This is a genomic window from Gordonia gummivorans (assembly GCF_022513585.1).
Lineage (GTDB): Bacteria > Actinomycetota > Actinomycetes > Mycobacteriales > Mycobacteriaceae > Gordonia.
Genome location: NZ_JAKWBF010000025.1, coordinates 57,874 through 72,514, shown reverse-complemented (window position 1 = coordinate 72,514; position 14,641 = coordinate 57,874). Strand labels below are relative to the sequence as shown.

Below are 14,641 nucleotides of genomic sequence, written 5' to 3'. Positions count from 1 at the left end.
TCGGCTCGTCGCGGTAACCACCGCTCCCTGAGGTGCGAGGAGCGCATTCCCCTCCGCTCCCTGAGGTGCGAGGAGCGCTAGCGACGAGCCTCGAAGGGCCGGTGAGACGACCTCGCGACCCACCAACCGTCGTAGCTGCTACTGGAAGCGCACCGTGATGTCGGAATGGCCCACCCGGATGCGGTCACCGTCGGCGAGTTCCCAGCTGTTGACCGCGACGTCGTTGACGGTGGTGCCGTTCGTCGAGTTGAGGTCGGTCAGCATCGCGGTGTTGCCGTCCCAGCGGATCTCGACGTGGCGACGCGAGACGCCGGTGTCGGGGAGGCGGAACTGCGCGTCCTGACCACGTCCGATGACGTTGGAACCCTCGTGCAGCTGGAAGGTGCGGTTGCTGCCGTCCTCGAGGAGCAGGGTGATCGACGTCGGCGCATAGCCGGCCGGTGCGCGACCGTAGGCCTCATGCGGCTGCTGATAGTCGTAGCCGGGCTGCTGGCCGTAGGCAGGCTGCTGGCCGTAGGCCTGGTCGTACCCGGGCTGCTGTCCGTAACCCTGGTCGTATCCGGGCTGCTGGCCATAGCCCTGGTCGTACCCGGGCTGCTGTCCGTAACCCTGGTCATATCCGGGTTGCTGGCCATAGCCCTGGTCGTATCCCGGCTGCTGTCCGTAGCCGGGCTGGGCGCCGTAGCCCTGCTCGTAGCCGGGCTGCTGGCCCTGCTCGTATCCCTGCTGTCCGTAGCCGGGCTGCTGTCCGTACTGGTCGTAACCGGGCTGGCCGTACTGGTCGTATCCCTGCTGTCCGTACTGGTCGTATCCGCCCTGTTGGTAGTCGTAGCCACCCTGCTGGCCGTACGCGGGATCGGCGCCCCTGCGCTGGTCGTATCCGGGGTTGTGCGTCATCTCTGGGGCTCCTACTGGTTGTGGGGCATTTTCTTGTGGTCTGTTCGCTTGCACTGGGGGAGGTCCCGCCGGCGGCGGTGGCACCGGACGCGGCGCCGCATCCGGGTTAACGGTGCCCCGTGCCCGGAAAATCCCCGTGTGCAAGGACGGCGATTGGTCGAACTCTACGACGACTTTGCCGTAGGTCTGCCATCCATTGTCTTTGATGAAGTTTTCCAAATGCTTCGAGAATGTCTTGCGATTCAGCTCATATTCGGCCGCGATCTGGTGGTGATCGGTGGGACTGAACAACAAGGTGTAGCTATTTGCCGCGAGTACGGTGCCGTCACCGACGTCCCGTACGGACTCCTGAGCTTCCCGCTGCAACCCGTTCTCAATCTCCTGCGGGGCCACTTGACCACCGAAAACGCGCGCAAAGCTGTCGTCAACCGCACCTTCGAGCTTGCGTTCGATCCGTTGCAGGATCCCCACCCGTGACCTCCTTTCGCGGCATATGAGCGTGTCGCCGTGCATCTGGCCTTGATTGATGATAGCGACAAGTGCAAACAATCGTGCCATCAAGACAACTGGTGCACCGTGTGTAACATCCGCAACAGCTTCTTCGCCAACTCACCATTCAGCCGTTCGACGCTCTTCCCCTGCTGATTTCAGTAGACGAGGCGTCCGTTCTTGCTGGTTGAGCGGGAGGCTCTGAACTGCGAGCTGCTCCTTCATTGCTGGTTGAGCGGCGACGGCTGCCCGACCGCGAGCCGTCCCTTCTTGCTGGTTGAGCGGCGACGTGCGAGCGTAGCGAGCTCGACGCCTGTCGAAACCCGGCGAGCCGACAGTGTCGGCAACCAGCTGGCCACCCACCGCAACAATCCAGTTTGGAATCGCGACCAACCGGCTGTTATCGTTCTCGGGTCCGTTGGTCTCCCAGGCCGACGAACATGCCCGCCGAGCAATCGGCGGCCACGGGCGAGTGGCGGAATGGCAGACGCGCTGGCTTCAGGTGCCAGTGTCCTTCGGGACGTGGGGGTTCAAGTCCCCCTTCGCCCACCACGAGCGGTTCAGCTCAAATCGGTACACCAGGTCAGGTTGCGAATATGCGGCCTGACCACCCGCTTTGCGGCGGGTGACACGCGTGTCGCTGGACTCATGTTGTTTTCGGGACTTCGTCGTTGGCTGCCCGGTGAGGCAGTTCGGCATGCATCCAGCAGGCAAGGGGCCCGCCATGCCGTGCCTTCGGCCACAACTTCCCGGCTCCAATCTCCGCTGCGGCTGTAAGATCAACTGCGTCGACACGGATAAGGGGCGCAACCTTCACCGAAGATTTGCAGGCGGCGAGACGCCACCTTCATTCTGATGTCTCCCAGTGCGCTGGGGCTGCACAAGTGGCTGTGATGTTGGCTGTGATGTGCTCAATCCTGAGACAACGGAACATTGTCTGAAGAGCACTGACTGTCTCCATGGTGTGCCCCTGGTGGTCAATTGACGGTCGATGATGACACGCAACACCCCGAGTGGCCGCTGACGAATTGCGAGCCAACTTCAAGTTTGACGCCTTTCCAGAACCGCGACCCGGCCCTAGCACCGTGAACTTTGCAACGCGGCGGCGTCCTCGACCGGCAGTACGGGGCAGGATCATCCGGCAAAGTAGGCGATGGACCACACCAGGACCGCGGTGATCGGTCAAGGTCGCCGTAGTCGCGAAGACCAACGAGATCCCCTAACTCATAGACCTGCTCGACCCGATCGACATAACCGGCGCCGTCATCACGCTCGATGCACTTGCATACCCAGCGGGCCACCGCCGACTACATCATCGGCTGGGGCGGACACTTCGTGGTGACCGTGGAATGCAATCAACCAACGCTGCTAGATCAGTTGAAATCATTGCCGTGGAACAGGATCGGACCCTCCACCACCAACCGATTCCGACCGTGGTCGGCGCACACGCGCACCATCAAAGCCGTCGAGGGGCCCGCGCACATGGTCGGGCTCGATCACGTCGGCCAGGTCATCCAGATCCGCCGCAACCGCACCATCAAAGGCAAGCGAACCGTCGAAATCGTTCGTTTCATCGGCGATCTCGACATGCTTGCCTCGCGACCGCAGCTGATCGCCGACTGGGCGCACGGGTCACTGTTTCATCGAAACAGACTCCACTACGTCCGCGACGTCACCTTCGCTGAAGACGCCTCCCAGATCCGCACCGGTGCCGGACTGCGCGTCATGGCCACCCTGCGCAACGCCGAACAAACCAACATCGCCGCAGCTCTACGTCAAATGGCCTTGAGCACTCGAACGAGTCACGAAAACTACTTCTCACCAGCTTAGCTAGCTATAGCTAGCAACGAAGGGACGTCGCCGTGCCCCTGCATTCCGGGGTGTGGTCGATCACAAAGGCATCCGCCAGCAAGGCCCACACCCTATCGCGAAATACGAGTTCGAGATGGAGGTGGGGCTCCGCTGACAACTGGCGGATGCCGTAGGGCAACGACCCGGCCAGAGTGCGACGACATGTAACGACATAGTTGATGCAGGCGAAAAGGCGACTGATCACACGACTTCTTTCGCCGCCCGGTCGAGCAAGAGAGAAGCTAGTCTGTGTGCGGACGCCGGTCCAACTGCGAATGAAAGCCGAGGGTTAGCGAAAGAATGACCGAAGATAAGAACGGTTTAGACCCCCAAAACACCATTCTTAATACTCCATCGCTCCCGCCAGATCCGGATCACGCGTGGAAGGCCCTGCTCAAAATCAACGATTGGATCCGCCAAGCGGATGCTAAAGCCACGGTCACGTTGGCTTTCACCGGGGCATTGGCGACCCTTCTCTACAACATGGTCAGTGGCTTGGTCCACACTGGGGTCTGGGTAAACATTTTGGCAGTTCTGTCCACTGGATTGCTTGTGATTGCAGGAATATCGTGCGGATTGACGTTGACGCCACGCATCAAGGACACACTGCGGTCATCCGAAAATAGAATCAGCGTGCTCTTCTATGGGGCTATTAACCAGCACTATGGCAAAGACCGCGATAAGTTCTGCGCGGAGATCGAAGATCTTACGAAAGATCCCACTCGGCTGACTCTAGAACTGGCTCGTCAGATCCATATTAACTCAAGGATAGCTTCAGAGAAGACGGTACGTGTGCAATGGGCAATTAGAGCTATGGTCACCGGAGGATTCGCGATAGCAGCGATCGCTGCTCTGATAGCGCGCTAATGTGGCTTATAGCGCAATTCGTGTATCGGCATAAAAGAGCAATCACAAAGGAACGGAACGGCCTAGGTGTCTACGCTGAAGACGCTCAACATTGAGACGCCCATACTTAACGACCAGGACTACGTGCTACTCGACGACGGCCGAATCTTATCGGTACACGGGACGCAGGTGGTGCGGGAATCAGATCCAATAGTAGGTGAGATAGCGTTTATTCCAGATCGACTTGGAACCTATCAGGTCAATGGAACAACCTATTCCAAACCATACTTTGTCGCCAACGGCACTCGTAAGCTTTCCACAGACGGGCGGACAACCGCCAATCCTCTTCCGGCGCATCTCGGCTATCTGCTTAGCTATAAGTCGACAGTGACAAAGGAACGTATCATTAAGATTTGGCGGACCGAGGAAATGCTCGCAACGGGTCTGGCAGGTAACAATGGATCAACTATACGGGCAGTCATAGAGGAGGCGAAGGCGCTAATCCCCGCCTTACGCGAGTGTCGAATCGGCTTGACCGGATCTGGCGGTCTGGCCTGCCAAAATGGAGGAAGAGTATTACACGATGTAGACCTCACGATCCATGCACTAACCGACGAGGGTTCGGCAGCCGTGACTGAGCAATTGCAGAGATTACTCACTGCTCGACCAGAATATCGTATCTATGAGTACGGAAAGGACTGGCGGTTGCGTTATAGGACACCGAGTGGGATTCTTTGCCCATTCATCTCGTCGGCTGCTTCCGAAAGCGTAGTCGGCGCGTTGCCGTGGACCGGCGGGGAGCTGCATGGTGCGGAAATGCTTGATGTGAACGGAGTCGTCGTAGACGCGACTCGAAGTGCTCACACTCCAGTTCAGCTGATCATTCGATCCATGGACAACACAAAGAGCCTGTATTATCTCTACTGCTACGACCTAAGGGCGAGAGCAGAGTTCGCTGTCGGTGAGCGCGGGAGATTTAAGGGAATGGGCCTTCGTTCGACGATCGCTACGGAAGCAGGGGGTTGTACGCCACTGCTTGTCGCCGAGGCATCGCATATGATCAATTTGACGCCACCTTGGCAAGGGTATCGTCAGTGAACGTAGCCTCGAGCGTCTCTTCCATCGGGCTTGACGAGGCCGAATCGGCGTTACGAGCATCCTGGGCTAGCTTGCTAGCCGAGAGTCTTTGCAAGTCAGAGTTGTGTGCCGTGCAAGTCTCCGAGCTCTATTCAGCAATAGATATGGTGCACAAGCCGCGATTGGATAATGCGGCGACGATCTTGGCCAGGTTCGAGACTGATGGAGTGGCGCCATACTTACCCGTCGTCTATTCGGTTGATGGTAATCCTCAGGCTTCAGTCGGCGTGATTGTCGAGCTCACGAGTGCGGGACCGTTGATACTGGATGGAGTCCATCGCGTTGTGGCAGCTAGGGAAAATGGACCAAAGGAATTATGCGTGTGGCTTAGCGAACGACCAGAAAGACTCCCGCCCCCTTGTAAACTGACACGATGTAACGAAATAACAGTTAACTCTGAAAGAAGCGTGACACCGAAGTTTGAGGGTAGCATCCCAAAGTACTTTCGGCCAGGACATGAAATCGCGCTACTTGCAAACGATCTTATTCTACGACAGACGGAAGGAATAAATACTCATGACATCTGATTACTCCTGGAGCATTGGAGACAATGTGGAGAATCATCTGATCACAGAAGAGGAGTGTCCCGGTAGGTTCGCGCTGACTGCACCCCAATATATCTTGAGACATGGTGGAACGGAGTTCCTTGTTGTCGATCCGCACCCAGAGGGAACATGGATGAATTGGATGTTTCCTTACGCGTCACTAATCGTCACTAGCGACGATCTCACGGAACCGGATGAATTAGTCGTGCGAAGCAAGCAACAGCGCTTGACACTGCGTGACTTGGCCGGCTTCTTAGTCGGGTTGCGAGAAGCAAACTCCAAACAGTATATGTCTAATATTCTGGACGAAGTCAACAATGTAATTCCCGGAATATCAGAAGGCTGGCAGGGAGATCCGTGCTTCGAAAATTACTCTCTAAAGTACTCAAAGACGTCGGCGTCGTTTACAGCTTATGTATTCGAGTACTACAGGTCTGAATTAGACAATATTAGTCTCGACGTCCCTCATCTTTGGGTCCCTGTCGAAGGGGCAATGAGCTGGCTTGGATCAGCATCGAATATTGGAACCCGCACAGTCTCCTCGAATGTCCTAGATTTAGTAGGCCATCTTAGTCGGAAATGAGCAACGTTGACAGAGAGGGCTACTGAACTCTTCCAAAGACTGCACCTTGACGAAGCAGGCGCGACCCCGTTAGTCGGCACGCCGAGTCAAATTTGGGTGATATCAACTCTGGAGATTCCACTTCGAAGTGACAATGACGTCTATCTCGCCGTTCAGTTGTCAAGTTATGCTCTTAAGAATCAACCGCTCGCACCTTCCCACCAAGAGGGATACTGGGCGCCTCCCTTTGTGGCCTATCCCGTCCCTATTTCGTATTCGGCACCCACAAAGCTGAACTCTCTGAAAAAGTTGGTAGCGAAAGCGGTGCCTCGAGCTACGTTGAAACGTGATATCGAACAACTCGCTTATCGTTTGGGTCTTAGAGATATCACTCTAGTGAAACAGCCAGCATTCGTGGAGATCAAGATGTCACCTCGGAGTCCTGGAATAATCAAGAGCTATATCGTTGAGCGTTTCACGCTATCCGATGTGAGCGAGGAATGTCTCAATAACTTGTCAGATAGCGAGGGTCTCTTTGGGTATTCGTATCTTCCAATTGATCGCGACATCGAAAAGTCCGACGTCACAGAGATTTTTAGTGTGAGTCACCAGCGAACTGAAATGTGGCACCTTGGGAAGCCCATCCAGAGCAATCTCGAACATGTAATAACCGATGAACGAAGTAGGAAGCAGTTAGTCTCTAACGCTATAACGTTGCAGTTCGATGACTTTCTTCATCGCGAAACTGGCATAATACTATCGTGCGACTTGGCTCGATCCGCCACAGCGGTCCGCCGTGCACATAGTCTTGGCGGCTACTTCGGCGACGGTACCGAGGTTGCGTGGGACGTCATGCGACGCATTACTCTGGTACTCCATCAGTTCGTGGCCCGGTTGGGAACAACGCAAGTACAGTTTGCCGGCGACGGTTTGGTTGCAGCGATTCCTGATCGAAAAAGTGATGGCAAAGTCGATCAAGTGGCGCTGATCCTGCTTGCGTGGCAAGAGGCTCTCAATAAGATTGAACAAATAGGCAGAGATATTTCCGAAGGAGTGAATCTGCTGGGTTCGCGACTTGCAGTCCACTATGGCACGTATGCTTTCGGGAGGACCGCGGGACCGCACTCTGTTGCTGCGACTTTCGATGGCGAGGTAGTCACCGAAGTAGTACGCTATGAGCAAGGATTGCGCGATTGTGACGAAGGGTCCGAGGAAGAACCGCGTCATATCGGGTTGTTTTCCGACACTCTTAACGCGGAGCTTCCTGAGAATTGGTTAAGTACACAACAGAGTGTGATGAATTCGCGAGTGATCTCCGTTCGATCCAAAGAGTTTGAGGGTGGTGGCGTGTTCTTCCAGTTTCAGCCAGTTTGGGAGAGTTCAGTATGACCGTGATAATGCCCTCTTCTCGCGAGTTTGACTATGCACAGTTCATTGCATTGGCAGAAGACGCTCTTGACTTAGGCCAGCGCTATCTCCGCGCAAATATATCCACGGTCCTGCGAGACGGAAGATGGCATCCGACCGGATTCGCTGTGTTTAACGTGCTCGATATATCGCCGATTGGCATAATTAGGCTTCACTATTGGCCGGAAGCCGATCTTCGATTAACGACAGGTCATCCCACTATTCATTGTCATTGCTTTCACCTTCATTCTCGTGTCCTTGCTGGAGTATACAAAGAGGTGGTGTTCCGGACCAGGAAACTTGCTTCTAACGAGAACACTGAGCGCAATGCTCTGGCAGGGTTTAATGTCGTTCCACCTAGCGGCGATGGGATCGATCGGTTGGAACGGGATGACGACTCGTACGTAGTTCTCGGTGGGCCACCGGCTGAGTATCGCAGCAGAGCTGCGCACAGCATACCAGCGGGTGAATACCACTCGACAAATATTCGTGTGAATGCTCAATGTGCGACTCTCGCGATGCTCAGTCGTCCCGTGATTGGCTATCGCGACCACATTATTGGCAACCGCGACTTTGCTACGTTAGAATCGCTGCGCCCGGTGGTCGATTGCAAAGTTACTGATGCACTTGCAGAAAGCATGAGAACATCGTTGGAGTTGGATAGTGAAACGCCAGTTGAGCCTTAGATTCTCCAGCATTTAGACTGAATGTAGGGAACTACGGAATTGAATGATGTGAAATGTGACACCTTACTTGAACCACTATTCTTCGTTCAGCGTGATCAGAGTTTCTCCACCTGGGGTGAGTTGCGTGCGTGGGCGATCACACTGTACGGACTAAATCGGCGGCGAGTTATCGTATAGAGAGGTATTCTACACTTTCGCGACCTGAACGACATTGCACTTGGTTGTGTCAGTGGCGCCAGTTGGATCGCCGAGTCGTTCACCAAGCGTCTTGGCTGCGAGGTCGGGGGGCAGCGCAACTGAGAACTTGAGTCCTGAAATGGCCTCCTCGTCGACAATAGGGAAGGCTTCCGAGTCAGCTGTTCTGATGGCACGCGCTTTGATGCCGTCTGGTAGTCGGACGCTCTCGTTCTCCACCCCACTCACGTCGAGGCCGAGACCGGCTAAGAGTGTCGCGTTGGCTTTCAGACCGGCCCACGTCCAGAATCGCGACCCTCCTGCGCTGCGCGATTCAAGCACAAGTCCGCTGTTGCTCACCTCGATAGCGCGTTCCTCCCGAAGCCGATCGATCGCTCCTGGAATCCGTTTGGACAACTCGACATTGGGCACTGCCCCGAGCAGCACCTGCCTTTTGGCCTGGCACATTTCGAACGACTGCGCGACTGCGCCTGACGGCCATTGCACATCACCCTTGACCCGAATCTCCTCAACCCAGACGGTGAAGCGGGTCCAGTCGACGTGTTGTACCAACCAACCGCGACCAGCTAGAACCAACGGTCGCTGCGCGCGGTCCTTCGCGGCCGGGATGGCAAGTGGCGAAACAAATCCGATCTCCCTGATGCCGGCCACGACCCGTAACTCGAGATCGGCAACGAATGTCGACAGCAGGTCCATGAAGTGCCGCTTGCCGAACTCCTTCTCTGCGCGCGGACCGATCATCAGCAATCCTTGGTCTTCGACAAGGAACTCTTGCTCGCGTAAATAGGTCAGTACCTCCGCACCATCGGCCATGAGTGGGAGGTCTCCCCACCACCGCGACCAGTCCGAGGCGCCGAACGAACCCTCCTGGAGCGCCAACGCAAGAAGTTGTTGCGCAGCAAGGTGGCGAGGATGCGGTGGAGCGATTACGTCCTCGACGAACCCGCGCTGCCAGAGGAGCAGGACGGCGGTGGCGTCGAGTAGTCCATCGAGGCTCGTGGCCAGAAATAGAGTGTTGCGGCTGGTGCCTGGCCGTCTACCAGTGCGGCCGAGCCGTTGCAGAAACGACGAGACGGTGCGTGGCGCGTCGATCTGTATGACCCGATCAAGGTCGCCAATATCGATGCCCAGCTCAAGGGTCGATGTCGCGACGATAACGGTGTCTTTGGCCTCTGCGAATGCACGTTCGCTCTGTCGCCTCTCGTCGGCAGAGAGCGACGAGTGGGATACGAATGTCTGGACACCGCGCTCGCGAAGTAGGAAGGCAAGTTCCTCCGCGGAACGACGTGATTCGGCGAAGACAAGCCGCTTGTCGCCCCGATGGAGTCGAGAAATGACGGTGGCGGCGTTGTCCATGCTTCCGACGTAATCGAGTGTGATTTCCGGGCTCACGGTCGGCGGAGTTTCCTCTCGCACCACGGTGACCGGCTTGCGTCCCTCGGTCGAGCCCTGCATCCAGGTGCCTACAGCTTTCGGGTTGCCGACGGTTGCGGAAAGTCCCACGCGCTGGATCTGGTGTCCCGCGATCCGCTCCACCCGCTCCAGCACGGCAAGCAAGTGCCATCCTCGGTCGGACCCGGCAAACGCATGCAGCTCGTCGATCACAACAGCGCGGACGGAGCCCAGGAACCGCTCGTGGTCGACTCGCCGTGACACAAGCATGGCCTCGATGGACTCCGGGGTCGTCAGCAGGATGTCCGGTCTCTCGGCGAGCATCCTTCGACGCTCGGACTGCCCGACGTCGCCGTGCCAGAGACCCGACGTCCGACCGAGCCAAGAACAGTAGGAGCTCACACGAGCGTGAAGGTTGTTCAGAAGCGCACGAAGTGGCGTGACGTAAAGGATTGTCGTACCAGACCAATGGCTTGCAATCATCTCGGAGAGAAGAGGGAAAACAGCGGCCTCGGTCTTGCCCCCGGCCGTGGGTGCGACAAGGACGCAGTCCGAGCCTGCCCTGACCGGTTCGACTGATGCGGTCTGCAGTGGCCTGAGTCCGGGCCAGCCCAGCGAGTTGACGATGTGGTACTCGATGGCTGCGTCGAGGCCCGTTGGACCCGACATCGGCTAGACGTCCAACTCGATCTCGTCGACGCTCCCGGCTGGCGGCCGGTTGCTCCGGGCGTGCGCCTCTCGCTCCGCCGGAGTCAGCTCGTCGGTGCTCACGGTGAGGTGGTAGTCACGGCGCGGGTTGAAGTCCTCGAATAGATCGACGCGATCAAGGACATCGGAGACCAGTTTCTTGAGGAACAGCCGCGGCGCAACTCCCGTGCGACCCCCCAACTCGCCGCCGACCGCGACTGCGAGGTCCCGCAAGTAGTCGTCGTCGACAATGCTCCTCACTCGCTCTGAGTCTTTGGCCCCGGAGGCGTAGATATCGCGAACACGGCTGCCCACCTCCAGGAGCGACTCGGGCGTGAAGCCGGTCAGACGTATCTGCGTCGCCCGAGGGTTGTCGAAGTGTGCGTCCGTGGTGAAGTCGGTCTGAAGGCGTTGGGCCAGCGGAGGTAGACGCTGAATGCCTTGCTGACCGTCGAAGAACGCAGGCGTCCCGGTAAGGAGCAGGTACAGCCCTGGGAATCGACCGCCGTCGATCTCGTCCATGAGCTGGCGAAGGGCATTCAGCGATCTCTCTCGGACGTCGCTTCTCATGCGCTGCAACGTCTCGACCTCATCGAAGACGACTATGAGTCCGGCGTAGTCCGAATCGCGGAGCACAGTGAGTAAGCCCTGGAGAAAGCCAAGCGCCCCAAAGTGGTCGAGGTCGCCACGAACGCCGGCCGCGCGCTTTACCGACGCTGCTACATGGGGCTGGCCGCCGAGCCACGCCAGCAGCCCATCCGCTTCCGCCGAGTCACCTGACGCCTGCGCGAGACGGTATTGCCGAAGGACGGCGGAAAATGCTGGCGCTTCCTTCGAGACACCCGACAGGCGACGTTGCAGCAAATCGAGTGTGTCTTGAGTACCTTCACTGGGCGCAGCTTGGTCCTTGGCGTCGTGATCGAGGATGTAGAACCACCCGTCGACGACGTCACGAAGCGCGCCTGATTGGGTGGTCGACGTCGAAAGATTCTCGGTGATCCGTCGGTAGACAGTCTCCAGCTTGTGGAGGGGTGTTTCTGTCTCGCTGATCTGCACTTCGGTGGTCGCGAACCCTGCTCGTTTGGCTCGCTCAGTGAGCCAACGAGAGAAGAACGTCTTACCAGACCCGTACTCGCCACGAACTGCCTTGAACACCGCGCCGCCATCAGAGACAGTTCGCAGCTCTTCATCAACGGCGTCTTCGAAACCCGACAAGCCAACGGCGAGGACATCCAATCCCTGCTGTGGCACCGTGCCGCGCCGCAGTGCGTCGATGATGTCTTTACGGCGGCGAGGGCTAATGCCCGAAATCTCGGTCATTTCGCGTCTCCGACCTCAAACTGTTCGCGGAGGAGACGTTCGTCGAGCCGTAGTGTGACGCCGTCGGTGTCGAGCTCTATGACGCCGTAGCCATCGACGTTGAGCAGCCGACGAAGCGCCGCAAAGACTTGTCCAACCTCGACGGTGGGGATGCCAGCGGCAGCGGCAACCGTATCTTGGTGAGCCCGACCGCCGCGGTCGCGGAGCGCGCGCAGAACCGACTCTGTGGTCTTGCCATCGAGAGCCCGCCGGCCTGCCATGCGCTTTTGCTTTGCGTACGTCGTCGAGGCAAGTACTGCTTCGACCAGTCCGGCTGGAGTCTTGGGATGTGTAGGCACATCGTCGAGCTCAAACAATCCGTCGCCCTGGCTCGGTACTGTGGGCTTTCTCTTCGCCTTATTGGGCTGCCTGGCGGTCTTTGCTGAGACATCGGTAGAGGGCTCGCGACCGATCGGGTCGTTCCACCACAAGGGGACCTGCGGTGCGGCCTGCTCCCATCCAGCAGCCCCAGTAGCCACCGTGGCAGCTTGGAACACCAGTACTGGGATCGTTAGCTCCGCAAGACTGGCACCACCGTGATAGCCCGCATGTCGGGGCCCGTAATGCGCATCGTCGCGCCAGAGCAGCACCGCTTCCTCGCCGGGTGCGACTACTCGTGGGCCAGAGACGAGCACTTCGCCGTCGCCAGGCCCACCCGTCGAGATCGGTCGCCATCGTGAATCAGCACCCGCGAGGCTCAGTGCCTCCGTGCCGCGCTCAACCACGTGGCCATGATCCGAGGTCAGGATGACCGTGCGCCGAGCGGAGATCGCGGCGTCCAAGAGTGCCCGCAGTGGATCGAGCGAACGCAGGTTCCAATCCCATGCTGACAGGTCATTCTTGTGGGTCGCGTCGTCGATGGCGTTGATCACCACACCGACGACGGGAACGGTGTCACCCTGGATCGAGCCCATCACATCGGCAGGTAGAGAAGCACCAGCTTCTGATCGCAGGTCATTCTTATGGAAGAGCTTGGCGCCGGGGAACGCCGCGGCCAGCCCCCGCTTCTCGTCCACTCCTGTCCCTGAACGGACCTCACCACAGAACAGCGACGTGCGAGAGATGTTGGTCAGCGACGGCAATGCCGCGACAACCGACTGCCGTGCGTGCGTAGACGAAGGAACCCACTCCACGAGGCCCAGTCGGGCAGCCTCGGAAGCTAGTGCTGTAGCTATCGCGCTGCTCATCCCGTCCAACACGACGAGCAGAGCACCACCTCGTCGGCGCCAAGGATCGACGACATCGGCCAACAATCGCTCCACGCCAATCGCCTGGGCGCCTGCAACGTTGACTTGTTCCAGTCTCGAGGCCGCCACACTGTCACGCTGCTTTCGGCGAACGCGAACTTTGTCGAGGAGCCGTTCGTATGCCTCGGCGACGAGTGGTTCGGTGGAGCCATGCCACACCGCCCCGACGGCGGCGTCGACCCACGCACCGTCGTTCATCTGCCGTTGGAGGTCGTCGCCGAGAGACGTCGACGCATCCTCGGCGGTCGAAAGCCAGCGATGCAGGCGCACAGCCATCGTTGGGGCCTGCGAGACACCAGCGTCACGATGCTCAAGGACGCGAACCAGGGCCTCCTCGACTTCGTCACCGGATGTCAGCGCAGCCGCAAGAGAACGAACGCGAGCCAGATACCCGGGACGAAGTACTGCAGACCGCTCGGCTCCTTCGGGCCAGTGGAGGTCACTGAGCAGTGCTTCTGCTTGCTGTAGCGCGATACCCAACTCAGGAGCGTCGTCGACCTCCAGGCGCACCACTGCTGCCTTAACAAGTCTTGCAAGGGCTTTCGCACCATCGACAGGCACTGCTTTTCCGTCGACGAAGCTCTCGACCCGCACCCGCGCGGCAACCTGTGTCTCCGTGGGCGGAGCGCCGTTCTCGGGCCACAAGACATCCATGGCAAGGCCAACGGCAAGCGGGGTGACATGCTCGTTGCGCTGAGCAATTTGCAAGGCAAGCGCGGCCGGGTCGCCCAATTCGGTTCTGACCCAATCGATCAGGTGGCGCCTCAACTGCGGATCAACCGCGACCCAAGCAGCACGCACGTTGCGTCTCCCCAGAGCCGTTAGGAGAACGACGCCGTCGAGCTGAGCGTCAGCCTCAAGTCCGAGTACACGTGCGAGAAGCGAACCGACAGCGTGATGAGCGGTGAGCGCAGGTTCAACCGATCGCGGCCATCCGCCTGGCGGCTGATGATCAAGCAATGCTGTTGCAGCCCAGTCCAGACGTCGCAGATCGCGCCCTACCTCGATAGCGCCGGGGAAGAGTCGAGGTACGGCCTGCCACTCGTCTGGTAGTTCAACCCCGTGCTTGTAGGCACGAGATAGTACGGCGTCGCCCAGGTCCTCCGCTGGTCGGTCGGTCAGGACGATTGCTTGTTCGTTGTTTGCGAGCGAGGTAAGGATGTCGAGAATGGCAAGCTGTGAGACGCCGGGCAGGACTCGGACGACTGCGTCGCCTACCTTGACGTCTCCGCGGTTCCACTCGGGACGAGCACGCAGCAGGAGAACCTGGGCGTCGGACTTGATTAGGTCCGCTGCACGTTGCTGCACCATCGCCGGGGAGACGCTGACGGTGCGAAGCTG

General features: G+C 58.5%; 9 protein-coding genes and 1 tRNA gene. 6 read left to right on the top strand and 4 right to left on the bottom strand.

Annotation, left to right across the window (positions count from 1 at the left end; translation table 11 throughout):
• Nucleotides 1-138 precede the first annotated feature (138 nt).
• Nucleotides 139-1,368 carry an FhaA domain-containing protein gene (locus tag MKW15_RS17600; RefSeq protein WP_308221065.1) on the bottom strand — a complete coding sequence of 410 codons (1,230 nt, stop codon included), beginning with the start codon at nucleotides 1,366-1,368 and terminating at the stop codon, nucleotides 139-141.
• Between the two features lie 484 nt (nucleotides 1,369-1,852).
• On the opposite strand from MKW15_RS17600, the gene MKW15_RS17595 reads away from it, so the two are divergent.
• From MKW15_RS17595 to MKW15_RS17570, 6 genes are all read left to right on the top strand, one after another.
• Nucleotides 1,853-1,938, top strand: a tRNA-Leu gene (locus MKW15_RS17595).
• Between the two features lie 723 nt (nucleotides 1,939-2,661).
• On the top strand, nucleotides 2,662-3,216 hold the full coding sequence (locus MKW15_RS17590) for a hypothetical protein (RefSeq protein WP_240860440.1): 555 nt from the start codon (nucleotides 2,662-2,664) through the stop codon (nucleotides 3,214-3,216).
• Nucleotides 3,217-3,537: 321 nt separating this feature from the next.
• Nucleotides 3,538-4,104 (top strand): Pycsar system effector family protein, encoded by a 567-nt coding sequence (locus MKW15_RS17585; RefSeq protein WP_240860438.1) that lies wholly within the window; start codon nucleotides 3,538-3,540, stop codon nucleotides 4,102-4,104.
• Between the two features lie 66 nt (nucleotides 4,105-4,170).
• The gene (locus MKW15_RS17580) at nucleotides 4,171-5,181 is read left to right on the top strand and encodes a hypothetical protein (RefSeq protein ID WP_240860436.1); all 1,011 of its coding nucleotides are present in this window, start codon (nucleotides 4,171-4,173) and stop codon (nucleotides 5,179-5,181) included.
• A 1,173-nt stretch (nucleotides 5,182-6,354) separates the two neighbouring features.
• The gene (locus tag MKW15_RS17575; protein WP_240860435.1) at nucleotides 6,355-7,716 is read left to right on the top strand and encodes a hypothetical protein; all 1,362 of its coding nucleotides are present in this window, start codon (nucleotides 6,355-6,357) and stop codon (nucleotides 7,714-7,716) included.
• Nucleotides 7,713-8,420 carry a hypothetical protein gene (locus tag MKW15_RS17570; protein WP_240860434.1) on the top strand — a complete coding sequence of 236 codons (708 nt, stop codon included), beginning with the start codon at nucleotides 7,713-7,715 and terminating at the stop codon, nucleotides 8,418-8,420. The genes MKW15_RS17575 and MKW15_RS17570 overlap by 4 nt, the downstream gene beginning before the upstream one ends.
• A gap of 186 nt (nucleotides 8,421-8,606) precedes the next feature.
• On the opposite strand, the gene MKW15_RS17565 is transcribed toward MKW15_RS17570, so the two are convergent.
• The 3 genes from MKW15_RS17565 to pglZ are packed head-to-tail and all read right to left on the bottom strand — an operon-like array spanning nucleotide 8,607 to nucleotide 14,611.
• Entirely contained in the window at nucleotides 8,607-10,676 is a 2,070-nt protein-coding gene (locus MKW15_RS17565) for a DEAD/DEAH box helicase (RefSeq protein ID WP_240860433.1), read from the bottom strand.
• Nucleotides 10,677-10,679: 3 nt separating this feature from the next.
• Entirely contained in the window at nucleotides 10,680-12,014 is a 1,335-nt protein-coding gene (brxD, locus tag MKW15_RS17560) for a BREX system ATP-binding protein BrxD (protein ID WP_240860432.1), read from the bottom strand.
• Nucleotides 12,011-14,611: a BREX-2 system phosphatase PglZ gene (gene pglZ / locus MKW15_RS17555; RefSeq protein WP_240860431.1), complete on the bottom strand. Its 2,601-nt coding sequence runs from the start codon at nucleotides 14,609-14,611 to the stop codon at nucleotides 12,011-12,013. Before pglZ ends, brxD begins: the two co-directional genes overlap by 4 nt.
• Between the last annotated feature and the right edge of the window lie 30 nt (nucleotides 14,612-14,641).